The organism is Flammeovirga aprica JL-4, assembly GCF_012844305.1.
Lineage (GTDB): Bacteria > Bacteroidota > Bacteroidia > Cytophagales > Flammeovirgaceae > Flammeovirga > Flammeovirga aprica.
On the sequence record NZ_JABANE010000126.1, the window covers coordinates 1 to 22,803 of the forward strand.

The following is a 22,803-nucleotide window of genomic DNA, read 5'->3' on the forward strand; positions in this document are numbered from 1 at the left end:
ATGAAGATTTTATTAAATTTAAATTATCGCTGACTTACTTTTTGTCTAATTTAATGTCGGTGAGTAGTTACTATCTACTTATATAGATAATGAATTTTTTGTAAACAGAAGCTAGCTATGATGCTCTTTTCGATCATTCAATGGCGTCACTCCAAATTCTTTCTTATAAAGCTTAGTGAAATGGGAAGAATCAGTGAATCCTAAAAGATCAGCAATTTCAGTCATGCTGTCTTTGGTTTGAATGACCTTTCTTCTAGCTTCATATAAACGTTCACGAATAATAAATTGATGAGGGGATAAGCCAAATACATTTTTAAAGTCCTTTCGTAATTTAGGAATACTCACACCATAATCTATACTTAAGGCTTCAATGGTTGGAGGGTGCATTAAGTCTTCCATTATTTTACTTTTGATATTGAAAATAGCAATCGTTTCTTTCTCAGTAAGGTCAAATTTCTTATGTCCTGTTCGATGTGTGTAGAGTTGTACAAAGAAGTGGGATATCAATTCTAAGATTTTTGCAGATGAGAAGCCATATCTACCGACTTTTTCAGTTTGTAAAGCGAACAATTCTCTTAAGCATTGTTCCATTTCATAGGTCATGGATTCAAATAAGGCAAAATGATTTTGATTGACTACTAAGTCTTTTAGCTCATCAAAATTTTCTCTTCCAGTTTTTCTCATTAATTCATAAGAAAGGTGGCATGTAATCCCTTTATAAGTTCTATTTTCATCTACATCTAAGGTGATTTTTTGATTAGAATTAAAAAGTACAGCTCCTTCAGAAAAACCACTTCCAATAGATTTATTGTTATAACTCACATTAGAATCAATAACAAAAGAAAGCAAAAATCCTTTCTCTTTTTCATAAATATCAAATAAGCGAACAGGTTTACTTGTTTTGATCTCATACATGACTGAACTCAAAAGCTCTCCAAATTCATCAAACAACCAATAGTTGAACTCACCATCTTCCGATTTTCCCCAATAGTGATTTCTATTGATTTTAAATTCATCAAATGTTGAGATATACTCTTCTAATGCTTTCTCAGTGTATTGACCATTTAAGAAGTGGATATTCATTGTTTAAGATTTAAATTTTATGATAATGTAAAAGTACAAGAGGATTTATATTCACTATTACTAATTTAAAAAAACAGTATACATTAACAGCTATAAATTAACCCTTTTCTTTTTTACCAATACTTCTTCTGAATCTACCAAAGTTCTATTTGTCTTTTAATTTTCTTTGTGAAAGGAGTAATCATTATTTCTCAAGTATCAATTAAACAAGACTAAAATGCGATTATCAGAATCAAATCTAGACTATAAAAGAAGATATAATTCCCCATTACTTAAAGTTTCTATTTTCAACCAAATTAATAAAGCACCAATATGAAAAAGATAATCAGCAGTTTATCCTTTCTATTGGTTTTCTTTTTGAGCCAAACCAATGTGATCGCTCAAGACCATGTGTTGTGGTTACACTATTTCAATACCTACAAATTATCTTACCGGTTTTCATTAGATTCAGATATAGGCTACAGAAGTGATATCATGGGTTTTGAGAGATGGCAATATAGAACAGGATTAAGGTTTGAACTGACCAATAATGTACATTTAAGAGGAGGAGTAAAATACTTGCATGGGAATACCGTACCCAATGAATTAAGACCTTTTCAAGACATTATTATTAATAATCGCATTGGTAGCTTAAGTATTACTAATAGGGTTCGTTTTGAGCAACAATTCTTTGATAATGAAAGACCTCTTAATGTTAGATTAAGATATAGTCCATCTGTTAGCTTACCCACATATATTGGAGTTTTGTCAGTAGGACTTGAACCTTTCATTAACCTTAACAGTCCATCAGGACCAGAGTTAGCAAGTAATCGAACTGTTTTTGGTATCTCTCATAATGTAAGTAAAAACACTTTCTTAACAATTCAACTTATCAAAGAAAGATCCTTTATTGGAAACGAGAACTTGATGAACAATAACAGTAAGCTCATAAGAGTTAGAATTGATCATACTATCAAACCTTTGAAATTTAATAGACTATTTGAAAAGAAAAAGATACGTTGACCATTTTATAAAATAGGCTGACCTTTTCTTAAAAAAGATTCGGAAGTACATATACTACTTTTGTAATGTATCAGAGGAACAACAAAACTAAAATATCAGAAGATGATAATAGCACTACTAATTTCTTATTTCTTGAAAAAATGGAGGAAAATACAATATGTCGAAATTGGGTAAACAAAGGACTTTCTTTTTTTACCAAAAAGAGATTTTAATATACCATAAAGTTGATACCGAAATCACCAACTTTGTAATGTTGAAAATGATTCAACATCATTTCTCATTCTTCATAAAGAACAACTAAAATGCGATTAATAATTAAGACTATACTACTAATAATGTTGTTGATCATAATGGTTTTTAGAAATCTTTATGCTCAAGACAAATTGCAGTTTTCAGCAGGAGCTGATCTTGTTAATCACTATGTGTGGAGAGGTATTGACTACGGTTACAGCCCTGCCATACAGCCGGATGTGGAATTGAACTACAAAGGTTTTTATGTTGGAGGATGGGGAACCTATGCATTTTTGAAGAGTAATGCAGTATATGAATTTGAATATAGAGTAGGATATACATTTGAGAAAATAGGGTTGAGCCTACAGGTTATAGATTACGTTTACTCAACAGCTACTTTTGATAGTCCTAAAACGATCCAGAACCTTGATCAAGAGGAATCAAATGTAGGTCACTCATTTGAGTTAGGAGTAATACAAAGGATAAAGAATTTCCATTTTGCAGGGTACATTAACTTCAGTGAAGATAATGATATTTATGTAGAAGTGGGATACAATTATAAAGGTTTTGAATTGATAGTCGGAGCTGGTAATCATGAGTATACCTTAAACGATAATTTCAATTTAGTCAATGTTAGCTTGACGAAAACCTTTGATCTGAAGCTTACTGAAAAATACAGTCCGTCCTTATTTTGTGGTACGGTCTACAATCCAGATGTTTCAGCCGTTCACTTGATCTTTGGAGTGAACTTCTAAATAGCATAATAGTTTGATAATGAATAGATATTAAAATCACGTATTTTAGTTTAATAATTTTTTTACACGTCCTGTTTTATAAATGGGGCGTGTTTTTTCAAAACTAAATTCAAGTGTTATCTATTCAGTGTGAAAAAGAAACAATCAAAATAATACAATAGATATGAAAAAGTTAGTGAGTGCATTATTGTTAATAATGTGCTGTTTAGGGTGTAAAGGAATTAAAGTTGGAGAAAAAGAAGGTATCGTATCTTCTATCGATACAAAAAGAGATTTTATGAACTTTAATACAATCCAAAAGAATCATTCTAGTTATAATGAAAAAACTTTAACAGCATTGCCTTCTTGGCCAGAGAAATATAAACTTCATGGAGATTTAAGACAATGGGAAAAAGTGGTTTACAAAGGGGAGGAATTAGTTGGAGCTATTTGGATGTCAAAACCTGGGAAATTGAAAGTTGATGGCTACCCTTATGATCAATTTGTATTGGTCTTAGACGGGAAGGTTAAACTTCAACCTGAAGGTGAAAATGAGAAAATTTATTTCCCTGGTGATGTGTTCTTTGTTCCCAAAAACTATGCAGGTACTTGGGATATGCCCACTGATTATAAAGAACTAATTGTAGTGGAAAGAAAAGCTTGGGATGCTTTTGGGGAATAATAATAACAAGCAACAATATAAATGAAAACTAAATTACAATTTTTGCTACTAGCCTGTTGGATGCTAACAGGAGTAAATTCATTTGCTCAAAATGAAACGGATGATACAAAGAAAACAAAGCATCAAGACCGACCAGAATTTGATGATGAGGAAGAAAGAAAAGGAGTGAAATTCAATCTTGTACCCTTGCCTTCTTATGATCCCGCCACAAAATGGGGCGCGACACTATTAGGTTCTATTACTTATTATCCAAGTAAAGGAGATCTGGTTTCACCTCCGTCTATGTCTGGAATAGGAGGTAATTACACTTCTAACGGTAGTTATTTTGCAGGTTTCTTTAACGATCTCTATCTAAAAGAAGACCTTTGGCGAATTAATAACTTTGGCATGTTTGGACGAGCAAATCAAATCTATAAGTTATCTCCTGATCCTTCTAATGAAGAGCAAGCATTAGAACAGGCTGATGTTGCCATTAATATTACTATGTTTAATATGATGGTAGAAAGAAAGATCTTCTCAAGAGTCTATGCCGGTTTAGGGTATATCTATTCAGGACGTCAGACTGAAGGAAGAAATGAAGAATCGAATCGTTTATTAGAAGCCAATGGTTTTGGAAATGAGTTTATCAACACCCATGGTTTACGTTATGCTTTGACGTATGATTCACGAGACAATGTTAACTACCCTTACAAAGGAAAGTATATTAATGTGAGAATGGATCAGATGCTTGGAGAGAACAGCCAAAATATTTTTACAGCAGATTATAGACAATTCTTCACGGTTGGCCATATCAGTAATGTGATTGCTTTCCAAGGTTTCGGACGTTTTGTTTCTAAGGATGCCGCTAGAGATTTCTGGTCTACTTACGGAAGAGCTGCAGAAGTATTACAGAGAGGATATGAAGCAGGTCGCCGAATGGATAGGAACTTGGTTAACTTCCAAGCGGAGTATCGTAAAGAAACGCCTTGGTTAAATCACAAACTAGGTTTTGTAGGCTCCGTAGGCATTGGTAAAGTCTTCGGAAGCGATGACGAAACGGGTATGTCTCAAAGTTTTAGAAACTCAGAATGGTTGCCTGCTTTTTCAGTGGGTGCCCGCTATAGATTACTGCCTTACGAACGGATGAATATTAATGTCGATTATGCATGTGGTAAAGACGGTCATATGTTTTATTTCGGCATTAGCGAATTCTTCTAATCAATCTATTTCATCTGGCTTAAACATTTGGACAAAAAAATGATCCTATTATGATCTGAAAAGTGGTTTTTATGATGGTTCTTGAGCCACAAGGCATTGTGGCTCTATATACAATATTTTTTCAATTGAATTATAGCAATGATTGGAAGAGGTCCCCTGTAGAGACGCAATGCTTTACGTCTCACGAACCACAATACGAACCAGATATATCAATTAATAACTGAATAAAATTTCAACATCTATTTCTTCTAAAAATTATTAAACCATGAAATCAATATTCAAAACTGAAAATCAGAAGATGAATGCTATTCTAGCCATCTTGTGCATTTCTTTCCTATTACTGTTATTACTAAATCACGAGAATAACAAAATCCCTTCTTTCAGTCAAACCACTGAGATTCCTGAAGGAATTATTACCCCCAATAAAATCAATACTTCCATCGGAGCATTACGATTTATGGATGGAGTTCCTATAAAAAAGACTGTAGATTTGGTCTATGACAATCTAGACAGAATGAGAGGAGTGGATGTTTACCTGAAATGTATGCAAGCGGCATCAATGCGTCATTTGATCAAAGGTCCCCAAGCATTAGGAGCTGATGAATACAACCGAGTAATGCTTTTGCAGTTAGATTCAAAATCACTTTATCTCACTGCCAATACCTCCACACTTTATGTCAACCCCATTATCAATCTAAAAGAAACGGGTCCGTTAGTAATGGAAGTACCCTTAGAGATGACGGGAGCCATTAATGACGCTTGGTTTTATTATGTCTCTGACATTGGCCCTTTTGGTCCAGATAAAGGTGAAGGTGGAAAGTACCTATTGTTGCCTCCAGCCTATGATGAAGAAGTTCCAGAAGGTTATCATGTTATCCGTTCTTCTACTTACCGACTTTGGATGTTGATGAGAATGACTTTAGAAAATGGAGCTAAAAGTGCTAAAGATCATATCGTCAACAATCTTAAGATTTACCCATTAGAAGCACAAGACAATCCAAAACCAATGGTGTTTATTGATGGTTCAGGCCAAAATTTTAATACCATTTATCCAAACGATTTTCATTTCTATGAAGCTATTCATGAAGTAATACAAGAAGAACCTTTAGATATGATTGATGCAGAGACAAGAGGTCTTTTAGCTTCAATTGGTATAGAAAAAGGGAAGTCATTTTCACCCGATAAGCGTTTAAAAAGAATACTCAATGATGCAGTGTTGATTGGGAATGCCACTGCACGCTCCATTGTTTGGTATCCAAGAACAGCCGGTACTATCAATCATATGAACGGTGTACAAATGTATCCTGATTCCGAAAGTGCATGGATGAGATTGTTTACAGACCAAAATGTTTTCTTCACAGGTGAAGACGGGCATACCATGAATTCAGATGCCAGAACCATGCTTCATTTTCCTTATTCGGGAATTTCACCGGCCATGTCTGTTAAAACACCCGGCAAAGGTTCTGATTATGGATTACTGATGTTAGATCATAAAAAACGCCCATTTAGTGGAAAGAGAACTTATAAACTAAGAATTCCACCTAACCCTCCAGTTAAGGATTTTTGGGCACTGACAATATATGATTCTCAAACAAGATCGATGTTGCAAACGGATCAACCAACACCTACAATTGGTAGTCAGTTGGAAAACATGAAAATGGAAGAGGATGGATCATATCTCATCTATTTCGGACCAAAAGCACCAAAAGGGTATGAAAATAATTGGTTGCAGACCATTCCCAATAAGAGTTGGTTTGTCATGTTGAGAATGTTTGGTCCAACTGAAAAGTGGATTGATCAAACTTGGAGACCTGCTGAGATTGAACTGATTTAATTATAGAAAAAAGTAGTTTAGTCCTCACAATTATTTGGGTGGGGTGTTCAACCTTATAAGGGTGAGGTCTGCCACCTTATAAGGTTGAAGAGTGCCACATGGTAAGGTTGAAGCCTTTCCCCTTATAAGGTGATGATGTGTCACATTATGAGGTGAGGTCTTTTTGTATTAAAAATTGTTGGAAATAATTATCAAAAAAGGAGTTCCCATATTTGGAAACTCCCATAAAACAAGATACTATTTAAATACAGTCTTAATTGATTAAAAGTTTTTGTGCTTCTCCTGCTACTTTAATGATGTAGACACCAGGAGAAAGATGTGTAGTAGAAAGGGTATTTGCTTCCTTATTGACTATTTGACTTGAAATCACATTGCCTTGTAAAGAAACAATAACTGCTTCGAAGTCACCTTCTTCTAATCCTGAAATTCTTACAAAATTATTGGCTGGATTTGGAGAAAGTTTTATTCCTTCATTGACAAGAGCATCAGATACCGTAGAATTGCTTCTTGCATTTGATGTAGGTTTCAATTTGTAAACCCTCACCCAATCCACCTTCATTTGATTCTTCGCCGAACTAGCTAAATCGGCATCAGAAGGAGAATGACTTGTTGCTAACCACTGTTGCGATTCAACATTAATAATAATATCCATCGCTTTGGTAAATCCAGCCCCATTTTGGAAGTTACCAGGGTCTATTACACTTATGCCATTTGAATTATTACTTGCTGCCTGAAGCGTAGGGAAACTGTAAGTAGAACTAGTTGTGTAAGTAGTTACAGCGGTGTATCCATTTGCATTATTGGTCGGGAATTGACCAGACATTGAATTGAAATATTGGTATTGCCAAGTGCCATCGACTTTAGTTGCTGTAGCATTATGATAAAGTACTCTTACTAACTGCCCGTCAATAAAGTATTCAAAGTGCTTTGGTCCAACCCAATAGACACCCATTCTAACATATCTTCTGTTGCCGTTATTCCAGCACCAATCGCCCCATCCATAATTACCATTTACTCTGCTGTCTTGATACCAGCTATTCCAATCTCTAGGTTGATAATCTGTGAAAGGATTTCGGATAAAAGAGTGATGACTGATGTGAGTAAATTGTTTAAACCAAGGCACGTTACCATAGTTTTCAATAATATCAATTTCCTGTGTGTCATCTGGGCTCAAAAGCCAGAAACAAGATGCCAATGAAATATTGGCGACACTGATTGCTGATTCAACATAAACAGGGTAAATCACCTTATTATTAGAAGTGACACAGCCTGATAATACTCCTGGAATTCCCATTTTTGTAGTGTTGTTGGTCTTCGCAACAGTGATCACAAGGTTATCACCATCTACCTTTACTTTATTGTGTTTCCAATAGGTAGTACCCGGTCCATCCCAAGCGTTGTGATAGAAATTATACCATTTTCCATTTCCAAAGTTACTTCTGTAGTTTACAGCGTTGAAATTATAGTTAAAGTCATCAGAGAGATTGCTCTGAAGTTCCCAATAGTGGTTAGGTCCTGACCACGCTGGTACGGGAATGTTGCTCCATTCTTGAGCATTAATCTTATTTCCCAAAAAGAAGAAAAATAAGATTAATAGATAATTGTGTTTCATTTCAAATTCGTTAATTGTACCCATTTAGTATGGGCTTGATTTAAGTTTACATGCAGATAAATAGCATCTCATTTCAAACTCAAATACGTGGTAAAGAATTAGATTCCCAACAATCAACACTAGACAAAAACTGTATACTATTCCATAGAAATCTGATAACAATATCGTTTTGTATTATCAACATTAACTTAGAATATAAAATGGTTTATAAAGCTGTTTTTATAACCATTAATAGCTATTTTAGACTTCTTGCTAAGTTTATAATTGCTATAATTTTATATAGACAGCTACCTTTATTTTAAGCATTGTTAAGAGAATGAATTTTTTCACGAACCAGTAGGGGCAGACCTATGTGTCTGCCCGCTGAACCACAACACGAACCATATTCATTTTCATTACGAACCAACAGTCAACTGAATTACAACGCGGACCATCAGAAATATCATCTTATAAGATCCAATGATAATTTATTGTATTGTGATCAATTACCTGATGTTTTTTTGTGTTCCTGATTGTGGTTCAGCGGGCAGACACATAGGTCTGCCCCTACGGGAGGTCTACATTTAATTTATCTTTTTCCCAACATAACGGATTATCGATAATGTAATTAGCTATCTTTTCATGTTCGTGCTCATTTCTGATGATATGTTCCCAATAATTACGTTGCCATAATCGTTTATCAAATGCTTTCCATTTCTTGGTTTTAACACCACGGATATAATCATTGGTTGTCATTGTCTTAAACCATTGAACAATTGAGCCAATAGGTATAGAATTATAATCTTCTTTGATTTCAATAATACAATGAAAATGATTGGGCATAATGATCATTTCCTGACAAGCGATATTAATGAATTTACATTCCAATTCCTGATACCATTACTCAATCATAATACCAGCATCATTCAATATCATTTCATGGTTTTCAATTTTACCAAATAAGTGCTTTTTATGCTGAACGCAAATAGTAATAAAGTAAAGTCCAGATTGAGAATAATCATAGCCTTTTAGACGGATAGAACGTCGAGAAGTTAGTTGCTTTAACATGATGAATCGTTAAGATTAAATGAATAGTTTGTTTATTGATGATCGAAACAAATTTTATTCCAAGAACCACGTAGGGGCAGACCTATGTGTCTGCCCACAGAACCACAACAAGAACCATATTCATTTTAAGTATGAACCACCTGTCAACTGAATTATAACGCCAACATTATTAAATCCCATATTATACAATCCAACACTCAATTGCATTTTATAGCTTCACATCATCATTTAATTAGTTTTTGTGTTTCTGATTGTGGTTCAGCGGGCAGACACATAGGTCTGCCCCTACGGGCGGTATATATCCAATTATCCTATTTAATGACTAGGAATAACCTCATGAGGACTTAGCCCTTTGATCTTTTTAAACATAGCTGAAAACTTGGAAGGATTTTCATAGCCCATATCCATACTGATTTCGGTGATAGACTGCTTTCCTTCTTTTAGTCTTCTATAGGCTTCCTCCATTTTTTCATTGAGGTGATACTGATAAATACTCGAATTGAAGAGTGTTTTAAAGTCCCTTTTCAATTTAGAAACACTTACCCCAAACTCTTTTGCAAGGTCATCTATTACTATTTTCTGATCAAAATTACCACTTAGTACCGTCCTTATCTTTAATAGTCTCTGATAATCATCATAATGCAATCCATTCAAGTCATCCTTATCCAACATCCCGATAATAGATTGAAATAACAAAGCAAAAATCTCCAATGCACGTGCTAAAATAAGAGGATTGGAACCGATCACTTTTTCTCTTAAATGAAATACATCGTCCAATAAAGGGTTCAATTCAATTGGCAGGAAAGTATAGTAAGCCAAACCTTCTGTACCAGGAAACAACTGACGGAAAACAGATTTATGATCGGGCATCAATTGTGTAAATGCATCTTTGGAAACATAATAGCCCAAGGATTGGAAGTGTGTATTGGCCTTAAAGAGCGTTTCGATAGGGTACATGCCGTTATAAATCAAGATTCTCTTTTGACTATCGGCATCTAAATGTTTTTGATCTTCTTCATTCACCAATTCATGAGAAACATCTCCGATTCTGACAATATTGATGAAAATAAGGTCGGGGTCATTATCAGGTAATCTCTGTGTATGAATATCCTCCTTGTATTTGCAATTTGAAATAAAGACATCAAATCCCTCTATCAATTTATAGAAATAGAAGTGAATAAAGGAGTCTTCATGAGAGTAAAGAAAGTGATTTCCTTCTCTTGCATCTCTTTTTAATTCCTTTGTCAATACCTCAAATAATTGTTCAATATTGGCCTCCTGATAGACTAATTCAAGCATAAAAAAGATAATAATGTTTCGAATTACAATATAAGCATTCCATTGTCTTCTTGTTGTTTATAAGATGTAATTGTACATTTTTCTGTGAAGATTCAAATAAAGTATACTCTTGAACTTTTTGGATTATCACATGGACTTATCAGAGTGGCTGACCGGTTTTCCATACTCTACTTTTGTATTATCAAATTACAAATAGAACGAGAATATGAAACCAACAAGAAGAAACGTATTAGCAGCCACTGTGCTTTCTGCTTTTGTATTTATGAACAATGTAAATGCCCAAGATAAAGAGGGGAAATTTAAGGATCCTTCTTTAAATTATGCAATGGGAATAGATGTAGAATATGGTGAGGGAGCCAATGGAGGTAAAGCCCATAAGCAAGTATTCAGTGAATTAGAAGAAGTCTTTTATCAAAAGAAAGAGACTATTGAAATTGCCAAAGACTTCTATGTAATTACTGGTGTAGGTCTTAATGCTTCATTTATCGTAGCCCCTGAGGGAGTTATTGTTTACGATGCAGGAGAAAATAGCGAAGACGGCATCAGATATAAAGAAGAAATTCGTAAGGTAACCGACAAACCTATTAAAGCGGTTATTTATAGTCACTCTCATTATGTACATGGTACAAAATATATTACTGATGGTGAAGAAGATGTAATGATCATCGGTCATCCAAAAGTAAATTACAACATGGCAAACAGTGGAGGAACAGGAGGTAGCTTCCCAGAACTTCAGCCATTACAATGGGGTAGATTAATTCAGCAAGTACAAATGTATCTTCCAAAAGAAGGCGAAGATAGTGCTGTTGGTTTCTCATTAAACTACGAGCCAGGTGGATTCCAACCTGTAACAAAAGATGTAGAGAATGGTGAGATGATGAACATCGCAGGGATTGACCTTCAGTTCTTTACAAAAGGTGGTAGTGATACTGATGATTGTTTAACACTTTGGGTACCATCGAGAAAGATTGCTTTCACGAACAACTTTGCTCCAATGATGCCTAACCTTTATACTCCACGTGGAGCGGACTATAGAGATCCAGCATTCTGGGTAGAATCAATTGATGTTTTAGAGGAGTTGTCTCCAGAAATCTTGATCAACGTAAATGCAAGAGCAGTTGTTGGAAAAGAAGAAATTGCAACTCGTTTAAGTGCCTATGGTGACTTCTTACGTTTGGTAATGGATCAAACATTAAGAGGTATGCTTCAAGGTAAAGGTCCTGAGGAATTACGTGACTTTGTCAAATTGCCGGAGCATATGTTGAATACTCCTGAGTTATCTCAAAACTACGGAACACTGACTTGGTATCCTCCTTATATCGCTAACATTGCGATGGGATGGTGGAACGGAGATGCCTCAACAATGTTGGCTCTTCCTCCAAAAGCTAGAGCAGAGCGTTTAGTGCCTGCGTTAGGAGGTTATGATAAAGTGGTAGAGTTGGCAAAAGAAGCACAAGAAAATAAGGAGTTGCTTTGGAGTATGGAGTTAGTCAACTACTTATTAGTCTTGAATGAAGAAGATCAAGATCTATTGAAGTGGAAAGGTGAGTTGATGATGGAAACGGGTTATTCTCAAACTTCATCGATTGCTAGAGGATTCTTGTTATCTCAAGGTAGAGGTTTGACTGGTAAAGGTCCAATGCCTAAGAATATTGCTCCTCAACCATTTGAAATTGATAAAGATGCGAACAAGTTTATTGATGCATTAAGAATCAGAATCAATCCTGAAGCTACAGAGAACTGTGATCATGTTATCGCCATCGAAATTACAGATAGTGACCAACAATTAGCAGGTTTCCATGTAAGAAAAGGAGTTTGTCAATATATCGATAATATCAACGACTATAAGTTCTCAACAGAAACAACTTTGAAAATGGATAAGGAGACATTCCTAGCGTTCTTTACTAATCCTCAATCAATTGAAGATTTAATAGAAGGAAATAAAATCCAAATAGAAGGCGAAAAAACAGCAGTATCGTTATTCAAGAATTTTGATGCGATCTAATTAATAAACTTCTCATGTATGCGATGGTCGATCTAATGACTATCGCATACATCTACTCAAATTCTTTAGAGGGCTATCGAAATATATAGTTTGAAAGCTCACTACAAAAAAATATTCCTACAAAATCAAATAAAAGATATTAAAGTGAAATCTATTATAAAACCAATCATAAAGTCTCTGCTGATATTTATATTTTTCTCAGGAACTTTTATCAATCAATCTTATGCTCAAAATAAACCAAAGGACATAAGATACGACTCAGATACTCTACCACATTATCCTAATATTGAAGGCTTAACACCTGAACAGCCTAGAGATATAAAAACGGATTTAAACCATAGTTTTCCTGAACCTGGTGCGATCGTCAACATGAACATTGGGCCTTATTTTAAATGGAAAGAAGAGTTGTATGAAAGAACAGGAATCCAAATTGGAGCCAGTTATCACAATGTATTCTCTATCGTACCTCAATCACATTTAAAATTCCCTCAAATGGGGAATACTGCAGGTGCAGGTGTATTTGCCATGGATTTTAAATGGACACCAATTAATAAAGGAAAAGATTGGGAAGGTAGCCTTAACGTAATCATGGATGTTAGACATGGATATGGCGATATTTCACCGATGTTTATCTTAGTTTCTACTGGTATTGGTGGAGGTGTTGATATGACCAACGTTTGGAGTGGTGCAACCTTACCATTTGTGTTCTGGGAACAAAAATTTAAAAAAGATCGTGCTTGGATTAGAGCGGGTTATATTTCACCATTAGGCGTTTTGGATTTTAACCGATTCAAAGATAACCGAGTTGCCTTTTCAAACAGTGCTAATACAGTACCTTGGCATGTTTTACCTATGGGAGCGTCTTCTGTTGGTGTCGCTTTTAATTGGAAGCCAATTGCAGATTCAGAACTATACGTTTCTGGTATTGTACAGGATAACAACCAAATTGGTGGTATCATCGACTGGGGTGGATTAAGACATGGAACTGTGGTTGCTGGTTTAGAAGTAGGTAAACACTGGGTACGTGGAGCAAACGATTTTGACCACTTACATGCTACCGTAATGTGGACCGATAGAGCGGCAGAAACATTGTACTCATCATTCTCTGAGCCGGGATGGTCTGTAAAAGTACACGGTAGTAAACAATGGGGAAATGTTGTAGGTTTTGCCAATGGTGCTTGGAGTAATATTACTGGTGGTGCAGCAGGTGCAGCTACTTTATCAGATATCGTAGCGTCTGCAGGTGTTGCTCTATTACAACCTTTCAATATCCAAGGTGAGTTAAACTTTGCAATCAACTATTCAAGAATCAACCCGGTGAATGCGGATAAACTGAACAACCCTACAACAGAGGATGAGAAGTTCCTCAGTACTTTATTAGGACCGGTACGTTCAGAAGGTCAATGGCAAGCAGAAGTGTATTGGAAAATGTTACTTTTCCCAGATATGTGGTTAACGCCAGGAGCACAATTTGTTATGAACCCATCGTTCAACCCCGCAAACAACTTTGTATTTGCTCCGACTATCAAAGCGAGATACTTCTTTTAACAGATAACTATTTTCAAACCAAAAATATATAATGATGAAATATCAAAAAAAGTCAGAAATTATTAATGGCATCAACCTAAAGTATGTTTATGAAGGAGAAGGCCCTGCAGTATTATTATTACATGGATTTCCAGACTCAGCAGAATTATGGGAAAATCAAATAGGACCATTAGTAGATGCCGGTTATTCAGTAATTGCTCCAGATCAACGTGGATTTGGTGATAGTGAATTATTAGAAGGAGTTGAACATTATACAATAGATAAAATTGCTGCAGATGCATTAGCATTGATGGATCATTTAGGGGTTCAAAAAGCAAGATTAGTAGGCCATGATTTTGGTGCATTTGTTGGCTGGTATTTAGCTACTGTTCATGCAGATCGTTTTGAGTGTTATATGCCATTATCAGTAGGTCATCCAAACTCTTATGCTAAGGCAGGTATTCGTCAAAAACAATTGGGTTGGTATGCATTATTCTATCAGTTCGAAGGAATTGCTGAAACCATGTTAGCGAAAGATGATTGGGCATTATTCAGAGCATTTATAGAAAATCACCCAGGTGCTGAAACATGGATCAAAGACCTTTCTCGTCCAGGAAGAATGACCGCTGGTTTAAACTGGTATAGAGCCAATTTTATGGCAGCATTCTCAGGTGAGTTACCATTACCAAATGCGACAATCCCTGTACAAGCAGTTTGGAGTACAGGAGATATGGCATTAGCTGAAGAACAAATGGCTGGAACAGCAGAATTTGTAAACGGCGATTTTAAGTACCATACATTCGAAGGTGTAAGCCATTGGATTACTATGGATGCTTCGGATCAGTTAAATCCAATTATTCTTGATTTTATCAAAGATTATAAAGGATAGTTTTAGTTTTATAGAATAACAAAATCATTTTAATGTTATCGTTCAACCTACACATTTAAAATATATCTTTTTGTAGGAATTTGTTAAATACTGAATCACCTTATTGTTTTGCATATAAGGTGATTTCTCTTTTTACTAAGCCAGAAAATGTAAATTAATATTTGACCGTTTTGGATCATTGCATGAACTGATAAGAAGTAAATTATGGGGCTTTGATAAATAAATTTGTAGTATCAATACAATCAAAAAACATAAATAGATTATGAGGAAAATATTTAAATCACTAGAACAGTTAAAAAAATCGATATTAACCTTATTTGCAATGAGTGCAGTTGCTACGATATCCTATAGCCAAGAATCAAAATCACCGGATGTTGATATAAGAAATTATGCTGCTTCAACCGTTTCTGAAAGTTGGGAGAATATCTTTAAAAATACTCCTGATCCTTCAGCAGGACCTAATGCACCAACTGCAGATAACATTGAAGGTTGGAAGCAATTGAATGCCATAATGTCTAAAGTAGCATTTGGAAGAGAAGCAGATGTGAAAGAAAAATATCAAATCACTGTTGAAGAACAAAAAATTGGAGGCGTTCGAGTTTTAGAGATTACACCGAAAGGATGGAAAGAAGACGGGAAACGTTTGATTTATACTCATGGTGGTGGCTACACTATGTTTAGTGCTGATAACACAATTACAAGCGCGGCCCTTGCTGCAAATGCAACAGGAATGAAAGTGATTTCTGTTGATTATACAGTCGCTCCAAATGCTCAATGGAAAGAAATTACAGGTGAAGTAGTGAATGTGTTCAAAGGTTTGAATGCACAGGGATTTACTATGGAAAACATTGGTATTTTCGGTGACTCTGCAGGCGGAGGTCTTGTAGGAGGATCTGTTTTGAGATTAAGAGATGAAGGTCTTGGTATGCCAGCAGTTGTTGTACTTTGGTCTCCTTGGGCTGATATCACTGAAACAGGAGATACATACATGACGCTAAAACATGCAGAATCAAACTATGTTTATGAAAAGGTTTTAGGTCCTTCTGCTGATGCTTATGCAGCTCCTGAAGATCAAAAGCATCCTTATGTTTCTCCAGTGTATGGCGATTTTACAAAAGGTTTCCCACCTACATTAATCCAAGGTGGTACAAGAGAAATCTTCCTAAGTAACTTTGTCCGTTTATATCAAGCAATTGATAGAGCTGGTCAGACTGTTACTTTAGATATTTATGAAGGAATGCCACATGTATTCCAAATTAAATCTACTGAATCAACTGAAACTAAAGTTGCTTTAGAAAAAATGGCGAAGTATATTCAGAAACACATGAATTAATTGCAATACCTGTAGGGGTAGACCTATGTGTCTACCCGCTGAACCACAACACGAACCATAATACAATTTATAGGAGTGTTGTGGTTTTGTTCTGTTGATTTATTCATATGTCCACTAAAACATAAAACCATATTTTTCATCCATAAATCCAATACGGATATTGATTGATGGTGTTTTATGTGGCTCTGATTGTGGTACAGCGGGCAGACACATAGGTCTGCCCCTACGGAATAATATCTTTAGGACTAACTCCTTTGATTTTTTTAAACATAGTAGAAAACTTAGAAGGAGTTTCATATCCTAAGTCAATACTTACTTCCAGTACAGAATACTTACCGCTTTTTAAGCGTTTATACGCTTCTTCCATTTTGGCTTGAATGCGATATTGCGTAATATTCGTATCAAAAAGCGTTTTAAAATCTCTTTTAAGCTTGGATGTACTTACACCAAATTCTTCAGCGATTTCATTTAAAGAAATCTTTTGATCGAAGTTGGTTACAAGTTTTTGTCTGATCTGTAATAGTCTTTGGTAATCACTGGAATGAAGTCCTTTTAATTCGTCCTTATGGATCAAAGAAATAACGTATTCTATTAAAATAGCCAAAACCTCTATTCCTCTGGAAAGAAGGTAAGGTGTTTTAAGCTTTAGATTGGTTTTATAAAGGAACATTTGTTCAAGTAGTGTGATCAACTCTACAGGTAATGGGGTGTGATACCCGATGCCATCATCATTGGGAAACATTTTTTCTATCTCATGATATATTTCGGGCATGATTCCTTTGAATACTTGTTTGGTGATTCGTACACCTACTGATTGATAATGTTTGTCTGCAGGTACATAAGCGTCAATTGGAAATAAACCATTGTGTATGATTACGCTTTTAGCAGAATCTGATTTCAAAACTTTTTCTTTATTATTAAAAAGTTGAACAACTTCTCCCTTTATGATCATATTAATATGAATAAGGTCTGGTTCTCCATCTGGAATTCTATCGATGTTTGCATCAACTGGATTATAATAGTCAATAAGAATTACTTCAAACCCATTCCAAAAATTGAAAAAGTCAAACTCAATCTTAGATCTCCCTTTTTTATATCTATACTGATTTTCATTGATCAGATTACCACCAATTTTTTCTAATAATGTTTCAACTACGCTAAAGGTCATCCCTTCCTTAAAAGTGAGTTCAAACTTCTCCATGCTATTCTTTCAATTAGTTATGGGTATAAAGATATTTCATCAAAAGAGATTTTAAAACCTTAGTAAAGCCATATTTACAGATTTTTCAGAAAAAATAAAATTGATCTATCGCGAATACTGAATGATCTGTGAGGGCAAGAATTCCATTTTTCCTCCCACTACATTTGTATCATAAAGTTTACAAATTGATAGTCGAATAATTACCCTCTATTAATTCTCATATCATTACAAAATTTATGTAGAATCTATACTAAGATACATTAGTTGTGGTACGGTTGGTACATCATGACGTCAATTCAATGAAGATGAAACCTCATCTTTCAACCAAAAAAATATTTCTAAAAATTAACCTACAATCAGAAGAATGAAAAAATTAATTTTTATGTTATTCTCGGCGCTCTCATTTTCTTGTTTTGCACAAGAAGGAGGAGAGAAGGAGTCGATTAGCATTCCTTACCCTCTTGGTGAGTGGAAAGGTGTTGCTGAAAAAACAATAGATAATTCAAAACCATATTTTATTGAAACCAAAAAAGCACCGGAAGATGCACCTAACGTTTTAATCATAATGTTAGATGACGTTGGTTACGGTACAGTTTCATCTTATGGTGGTCCAATTAATACTCCTGCATTCGACAGAATTGGTGATGAGGGTATTCGTTATTCACACATGGCGGTGAACGCGATCTGTTCTCCAACTAGAGGATCACTATTAACAGGATACAATATGCATCAAATTGGTACAGGTATCGTAAGTGAGTTCTCAACAGGTTATTCAGGATATAATAACGAGGTAGATTATACTACACCTGCCTTAGGTAAAATCCTTGTTGAAAACGGTTATGCTACTTCTGCTTTCGGTAAATGGCATAATACAAAATTAGATGACGGTTCTGCGGCAGGACCATTCCACAACTGGCCAGGTAGTTTCTGGGGATTTGAGTACTTCTACGGTTTCGTAGGTGGTGAGATGAACATGTTCCACCCATTAGTATTCGAAAACAATACAGCAGTGGATATTCCAAAGAAAAATGCAGATGGTTCTGATTACCACTTCACTACTGATATGACTGACAAAGCGATCAAGTGGTTAGACAACTGGAGAGGCGTTAGAGATGAGCCATTCTTTATGTACTATGCACCAGGTGCTTGTCATGCACCAATCCAACCGCCAGCAGATTGGAGAAATAAATACAAAGGTAAATTCAATGAAGGTTACGAAGAAATGCGTGATCAAATGCTTGAGCGTCAGAAAGATTTAGGACTTGTTCCTCAAGATGCTAAGTTGGTAGATTGGCCTTCAGAATCAATTCCAGCATGGGATACTTTCAGTGAGAGAGGACAAGAGTACTTAAGCCGTCAAATGGAAGTAAACGCTGCTTTCTTGGAGCATACGGATGCACAAATTGCACGTGTATTTGATCACCTTGAAGAAATGGGTGAGTTAGATAACACTCTAGTGATCTTCTTTACAGCAGATAATGGTACAACTGGAGAAGGGACACCAACAGGTAATATTCAAGAACTTTTCTTCCAAAACGGATACGAACCATTGACAATGGATGAGCAATTGGATTGGTTAGACCGTATGGGTGGTCTTGAAGAATGGGGTAATGAAGATATGAGTAACCACTTTGCAACAGGATGGGCTTACGCATTATCAACTCCTTACCAATGGACAAAACAAGTAGGTTCTCACTTCGGTGGTACAATGGCAGCAATGGCAATTCGTTACCCTAAAGGAATCGAAGCACAAGGTGAGTGGAGGCGTCAGTTCCAATTCGTTACAGATATCGTACCTACAGTTCTTGAAGTAACAGGTGTACCTGCTCCAGATTATGTAAATGGTCAGAAGAGAAAAGAATATCCTGGTGAATCATTAACATATGCATGGAACGATGCAGAGGCAGAAACAAATCACCCAACTCAGTATTTCGAGTGTCTTGGTTTCATGGGACTTTATCACGAAGGATGGAGTTTAGCAGGTAAGCCTTACAGATACCCTTGGCAAATGAGTGCAGGTGCCTTGGCTAACTTGAAGCCTCTTGATATGGAGTGGGAGCTTTACAACATTGATGAAGATCCGATTCAGTCGGTAAATATCGCAGACCAAAACCCTGAGAAAATTAAAGAATTGGAGAAAATCTTCTGGGATGAGGCTGAGAAGTATGATGTATTCCCAATTGGTGGTGCTATGGGTCGTGTGATTCAGCCTGAATCAAACACTTCTATGGACGCAAAAACAAACTGGGTACTTACACCTAACGTGTACAGATTGCCAGAGAATGCAGCACCTCAAATGAAGTCTAATGACTACGTAATCAACGCACACATCGAAGGAGCTGATAAAGATACAGATGGTGTTATCTACGCCATCGGTAAAGCAATGGGTGGTCACGCACTATATGTTCTTGATGGGAAGCTTCGCTACACAAACTCAGTATTAGGTTACTGGTTGTATGAGAATGAAGGTGTTGATGTACCAACAGGTGATTATAAAGTAACGTTGAAGCACACAATCACTTCCGAGAGACGTATGAACGGTGCTGCAAAAGTAGAATTGTTCATCAACGACAAGCTTGTTGATACCATCGAACTAGAGCGTACAATGGGTATTTCTTACGGTGGAGATGTGTTTGATGTAGGTAGAGACGAAGGTTGTATCGTTTCTAAAAACTACAAAGACAAAGGTAAATTCATCTTTACACCTGGTAAATTGAAAAAGGTAACTTTCGATATTTCTAAATAATAGGAAACATTAAACAGTTCCGTAGGGGCAGACCTATGTGTCTGCCCACCGAACCACAACAAGAACCACAATACAAATTATTGAAGTATTGTGGTTCTTGTTTTATCTATATGACCACAAAACCATATTTATCATTGGTAAAAAACTATGTTGATAATTATTTTATGGATACACATTACTGATTTTTTGTGTTTCTGATTGTGGTACAGCGGGCAGACACATAGGTCTGCCCCTACGGGATGACGTTTTTAGGACTAACTCCTTTTATTTTTTTAAACATGGATGAAAAATTAGGAATACTGGTATAACCTAAATCGTAGCCAACTTCCATCACAGAGTATTTACCGGATTTTAACCTACGATAGGCTTCGTCCATTTTAGCATGTGTATAATATTGATAGATGGATGTATCGTACAGCGTTTTAAAGTCTCTTTTCAATTTCGATATACTAACACCGAATTCAGATGCCATGTCCTCAACTACTAATTGATCTTCCAGCTTTGATAAAATATAGCTTTTGATTTCCAACAATCGTTTATAGTCTTCTTGATGTAATCCATGAAGTTTATCATTTTGAATAAGAGCTTTGATGGATAACATAATCTGAGTGAACAGTTCTAATCCTTTTACCATCAGCATGGGGATACGTTCAAACTGTGTATTTTCATAATGCAGAATATCATCAATAAGTGCTTCCATCTGAATCGGTAACCCTGTATGATAAGCGATAGATTCATTATTAATCAAGGCTTTTATTAAATCATCTGAAGAATGTGGGAATAATTGGATTAGCACATCTTTTGATAATTTCAATGAAATAGAATTATAGTTCGAACTGACAGGAAAGTGAGTGACTGTTGGAAATAATCCATTATAGATAAATACACTATTAATGCTCCCTGCTTCCAACATCTGTAATTGGTCATTGTAATTTTGATTTGCATTGCCTCTGTATACAATATAGATATGAATAGTGTCTGAATCATTGTCAGGTTCACGTTCCATGATTAAAGGTTGTCCAAATTTTGCTTGAGAAATAATCAACTCTAATCCTTGCATAATTTTAAGGGAAGACATTTTTAATTCAGTATGTTTCCCATGATAAAAAAAAGCGGAGTCGGAATATTCACCTCCAAGTACATCATGTAAACTTTTAAAATAGTTCTTAGCATTCCCTTCTTTCAATTTGAAGGTTTTGATCTGTTCTTTCTCTTTCATCATCACAAAAGTAATGCAACAACTTAATGCGGCAAAGTAAAAACATCCTTTGATGATAAGGAAAGAGAGTTGAGCGAAATCGATAGCTGCTTGAACGTTGACGATACGTCCAAGCATGATCTAGTTTCTACCTTTACTATATCATTCAAAGATCAACACAAATTAAAAATTGATATGAAGAATATTTTAAAAACTATCGTATTATCTATTGCTTTATTAATTTATTTTTCTCCACTTTCACAAGCCTGTACGGGCATTAAGTTAAAAGCAGAAGATGGAAGTTACGTTTATGGTAGAACATTAGAATGGGGTGCATTTGACCTCAATTCAAAAATGGTCGTAGTTCCTCAAGGTCATCAATTTAAGGGACTTACTCCAGAAGGAAGAAATGGAAAAGATTATCAATCAAAATATGGTTTTATAGCAGTTACTGCCTTTGGTGATGATGTGCTAGCAGATGGTATGAATGAAGCAGGTCTAGCTGGTGGTGGTTTCTATCATCCGGGTTATGCAAATTATCCTGCTTATGATAAAAAAAACGCTGACAACACAATTGCAGCACAAGATATATTGACTTATATGCTTGCAAATTTTAAAGATGTTGCTGAAGTTAAAAAAGGATTATTAGAGATTAATGTTACTGGTGTTATTCTGGAATCTGTAGGATTGGAACTTCCAGGGCATTGGATGATGTCTGATGCCACTGGAGCTACAGTTGTGATTGAGTTTACAAATGGTGAACTGACAATGTACGACTCAAATGTTGGAGTAATTACAAATGCTCCTAACTATGACTGGCACTTGACTAATCTTAGCAATTACTTAAACCTTACGCCTCATCCTCAAAATCCTATTGAAATCAATGACATCACGATCAAACCCCATGGTGCAGGATCAGGTTTCTTAGGTTTACCAGGAGATAATACACCTGCTTCACGTTTTGTAAGAGCAACTGCCTATGCACATACTTCTCGAAAAACAACAGATGCTAAGGAAGCCGTTTATGAATTATTCAGAATTCTAGACAACTTTAACCTTCCATTAGGTCCTGACGGTGGTGAAGGAGCAAGTGCAGATCACTTTGATAATTCACTACGTTCAACGACACTTTGGTCCACAGCTGCGAATATCAATGATTTACAATACAGCTATCATACACAGC

18 protein-coding genes are annotated in these 22,803 nt (G+C 35.6%); 11 read left to right on the forward strand and 7 right to left on the reverse strand.

What is annotated here, in order from left to right; all coding sequences use genetic code 11:
- Positions 1-111 precede the first annotated feature (111 nt).
- Entirely contained in the window at positions 112-1,083 is a 972-nt protein-coding gene (locus tag HHU12_RS28760) for a helix-turn-helix domain-containing protein (RefSeq protein ID WP_169660190.1), read from the reverse strand.
- Between the two features lie 312 nt (positions 1,084-1,395).
- On the opposite strand from HHU12_RS28760, the gene HHU12_RS28765 reads away from it, so the two are divergent.
- From HHU12_RS28765 to HHU12_RS28785, 5 genes are all read left to right on the forward strand, one after another.
- Complete coding sequence (locus HHU12_RS28765) at positions 1,396-2,085, forward strand: DUF2490 domain-containing protein (RefSeq protein WP_169660191.1); 690 nt, start codon at positions 1,396-1,398, stop codon at positions 2,083-2,085.
- A 335-nt stretch (positions 2,086-2,420) separates the two neighbouring features.
- Positions 2,421-3,071, forward strand: a complete 651-nt coding sequence (locus tag HHU12_RS28770) for a TorF family putative porin (protein WP_169660192.1) — start codon at positions 2,421-2,423, stop codon at positions 3,069-3,071.
- A 163-nt stretch (positions 3,072-3,234) separates the two neighbouring features.
- Complete coding sequence (locus HHU12_RS28775; protein WP_169660193.1) at positions 3,235-3,732, forward strand: cupin domain-containing protein; 498 nt, start codon at positions 3,235-3,237, stop codon at positions 3,730-3,732.
- A gap of 21 nt (positions 3,733-3,753) precedes the next feature.
- On the forward strand, positions 3,754-4,929 hold the full coding sequence (locus tag HHU12_RS28780; RefSeq protein WP_169660194.1) for a BamA/TamA family outer membrane protein: 1,176 nt from the start codon (positions 3,754-3,756) through the stop codon (positions 4,927-4,929).
- A 265-nt stretch (positions 4,930-5,194) separates the two neighbouring features.
- Positions 5,195-6,763: a DUF1254 domain-containing protein gene (locus tag HHU12_RS28785; protein ID WP_205960017.1), complete on the forward strand. Its 1,569-nt coding sequence runs from the start codon at positions 5,195-5,197 to the stop codon at positions 6,761-6,763.
- A 253-nt stretch (positions 6,764-7,016) separates the two neighbouring features.
- Here HHU12_RS28785 and HHU12_RS28790 read toward each other — a convergent pair whose 3' ends face one another.
- The 4 genes from HHU12_RS28790 to HHU12_RS28800 form a co-directional block, all read right to left on the reverse strand.
- Complete coding sequence (locus tag HHU12_RS28790) at positions 7,017-8,375, reverse strand: T9SS type A sorting domain-containing protein (RefSeq protein WP_169660195.1); 1,359 nt, start codon at positions 8,373-8,375, stop codon at positions 7,017-7,019.
- A 546-nt stretch (positions 8,376-8,921) separates the two neighbouring features.
- Entirely contained in the window at positions 8,922-9,242 is a 321-nt protein-coding gene (locus HHU12_RS35130; protein ID WP_205960018.1) for a transposase, read from the reverse strand.
- Positions 9,243-9,254: 12 nt separating this feature from the next.
- Positions 9,255-9,422, reverse strand: coding sequence for a hypothetical protein (locus HHU12_RS35135; RefSeq protein WP_205960019.1), 168 nt, complete (start codon positions 9,420-9,422; stop codon positions 9,255-9,257).
- A 315-nt stretch (positions 9,423-9,737) separates the two neighbouring features.
- On the reverse strand, positions 9,738-10,721 hold the full coding sequence (locus tag HHU12_RS28800) for a helix-turn-helix domain-containing protein (protein WP_169660196.1): 984 nt from the start codon (positions 10,719-10,721) through the stop codon (positions 9,738-9,740).
- A gap of 205 nt (positions 10,722-10,926) precedes the next feature.
- On the opposite strand from HHU12_RS28800, the gene HHU12_RS28805 reads away from it, so the two are divergent.
- The 4 genes from HHU12_RS28805 (at position 10,927) to HHU12_RS28820 (ending at position 16,475) form a co-directional block, all read left to right on the forward strand.
- Entirely contained in the window at positions 10,927-12,726 is a 1,800-nt protein-coding gene (locus tag HHU12_RS28805; protein WP_169660197.1) for an alkyl sulfatase dimerization domain-containing protein, read from the forward strand.
- Between the two features lie 144 nt (positions 12,727-12,870).
- Complete coding sequence (locus tag HHU12_RS28810) at positions 12,871-14,274, forward strand: carbohydrate porin (protein ID WP_169660198.1); 1,404 nt, start codon at positions 12,871-12,873, stop codon at positions 14,272-14,274.
- 31 nt (positions 14,275-14,305) lie between these two features.
- Positions 14,306-15,142 (forward strand): alpha/beta fold hydrolase, encoded by an 837-nt coding sequence (locus HHU12_RS28815; protein ID WP_169660199.1) that lies wholly within the window; start codon positions 14,306-14,308, stop codon positions 15,140-15,142.
- Positions 15,143-15,464: 322 nt separating this feature from the next.
- Positions 15,465-16,475, forward strand: a complete 1,011-nt coding sequence (locus HHU12_RS28820; RefSeq protein ID WP_205960020.1) for an alpha/beta hydrolase fold domain-containing protein — start codon at positions 15,465-15,467, stop codon at positions 16,473-16,475.
- Positions 16,476-16,698: 223 nt separating this feature from the next.
- Here HHU12_RS28820 and HHU12_RS28825 read toward each other — a convergent pair whose 3' ends face one another.
- Positions 16,699-17,676, reverse strand: coding sequence for a helix-turn-helix domain-containing protein (locus HHU12_RS28825; protein ID WP_169660201.1), 978 nt, complete (start codon positions 17,674-17,676; stop codon positions 16,699-16,701).
- Positions 17,677-18,040: 364 nt separating this feature from the next.
- Here HHU12_RS28825 and HHU12_RS28830 point away from each other — a divergent pair, with 364 nt between their 5' ends.
- Entirely contained in the window at positions 18,041-20,422 is a 2,382-nt protein-coding gene (locus HHU12_RS28830) for an arylsulfatase (protein ID WP_169660202.1), read from the forward strand.
- 232 nt (positions 20,423-20,654) lie between these two features.
- Here HHU12_RS28830 and HHU12_RS28835 read toward each other — a convergent pair whose 3' ends face one another.
- Positions 20,655-21,758 carry a helix-turn-helix domain-containing protein gene (locus HHU12_RS28835; RefSeq protein WP_169660203.1) on the reverse strand — a complete coding sequence of 368 codons (1,104 nt, stop codon included), beginning with the start codon at positions 21,756-21,758 and terminating at the stop codon, positions 20,655-20,657.
- Between the two features lie 57 nt (positions 21,759-21,815).
- Here HHU12_RS28835 and HHU12_RS28840 point away from each other — a divergent pair.
- Positions 21,816-22,803, forward strand: a 988-nt coding sequence (locus HHU12_RS28840) for a linear amide C-N hydrolase (RefSeq protein ID WP_169660204.1), incomplete at its 3' end; no start/stop codon positions are given.

Excerpts from the sequence above, each read along its gene's own strand:
- HHU12_RS28760 (WP_169660190.1), bottom strand. The coding sequence starts at position 1,083 with ATGAATATCCACTTCTTAAATGGTCAATACACTGAGAAAGCATTAGAA.
- HHU12_RS28765 (WP_169660191.1), top strand. The coding sequence starts at position 1,396 with ATGAAAAAGATAATCAGCAGTTTATCCTTTCTATTGGTTTTCTTTTTG.
- HHU12_RS28770 (WP_169660192.1), top strand. The coding sequence starts at position 2,421 with ATGTTGTTGATCATAATGGTTTTTAGAAATCTTTATGCTCAAGACAAA.
- HHU12_RS28775 (WP_169660193.1), top strand. The coding sequence starts at position 3,235 with ATGAAAAAGTTAGTGAGTGCATTATTGTTAATAATGTGCTGTTTAGGG.
- HHU12_RS28780 (WP_169660194.1), top strand. The coding sequence starts at position 3,754 with ATGAAAACTAAATTACAATTTTTGCTACTAGCCTGTTGGATGCTAACA.
- HHU12_RS28785 (WP_205960017.1), top strand. The coding sequence starts at position 5,195 with ATGAAATCAATATTCAAAACTGAAAATCAGAAGATGAATGCTATTCTA.
- HHU12_RS28790 (WP_169660195.1), bottom strand. The coding sequence starts at position 8,375 with ATGAAACACAATTATCTATTAATCTTATTTTTCTTCTTTTTGGGAAAT.
- HHU12_RS35135 (WP_205960019.1), bottom strand. The coding sequence starts at position 9,422 with ATGTTAAAGCAACTAACTTCTCGACGTTCTATCCGTCTAAAAGGCTAT.
- HHU12_RS28800 (WP_169660196.1), bottom strand. The coding sequence starts at position 10,721 with ATGCTTGAATTAGTCTATCAGGAGGCCAATATTGAACAATTATTTGAG.
- HHU12_RS28805 (WP_169660197.1), top strand. The coding sequence starts at position 10,927 with ATGAAACCAACAAGAAGAAACGTATTAGCAGCCACTGTGCTTTCTGCT.
- HHU12_RS28815 (WP_169660199.1), top strand. The coding sequence starts at position 14,306 with ATGATGAAATATCAAAAAAAGTCAGAAATTATTAATGGCATCAACCTA.
- HHU12_RS28820 (WP_205960020.1), top strand. The coding sequence starts at position 15,465 with ATGAGTGCAGTTGCTACGATATCCTATAGCCAAGAATCAAAATCACCG.
- HHU12_RS28825 (WP_169660201.1), bottom strand. The coding sequence starts at position 17,676 with ATGGAGAAGTTTGAACTCACTTTTAAGGAAGGGATGACCTTTAGCGTA.
- HHU12_RS28830 (WP_169660202.1), top strand. The coding sequence starts at position 18,041 with ATGAAAAAATTAATTTTTATGTTATTCTCGGCGCTCTCATTTTCTTGT.
- HHU12_RS28835 (WP_169660203.1), bottom strand. The coding sequence starts at position 21,758 with ATGCTTGGACGTATCGTCAACGTTCAAGCAGCTATCGATTTCGCTCAA.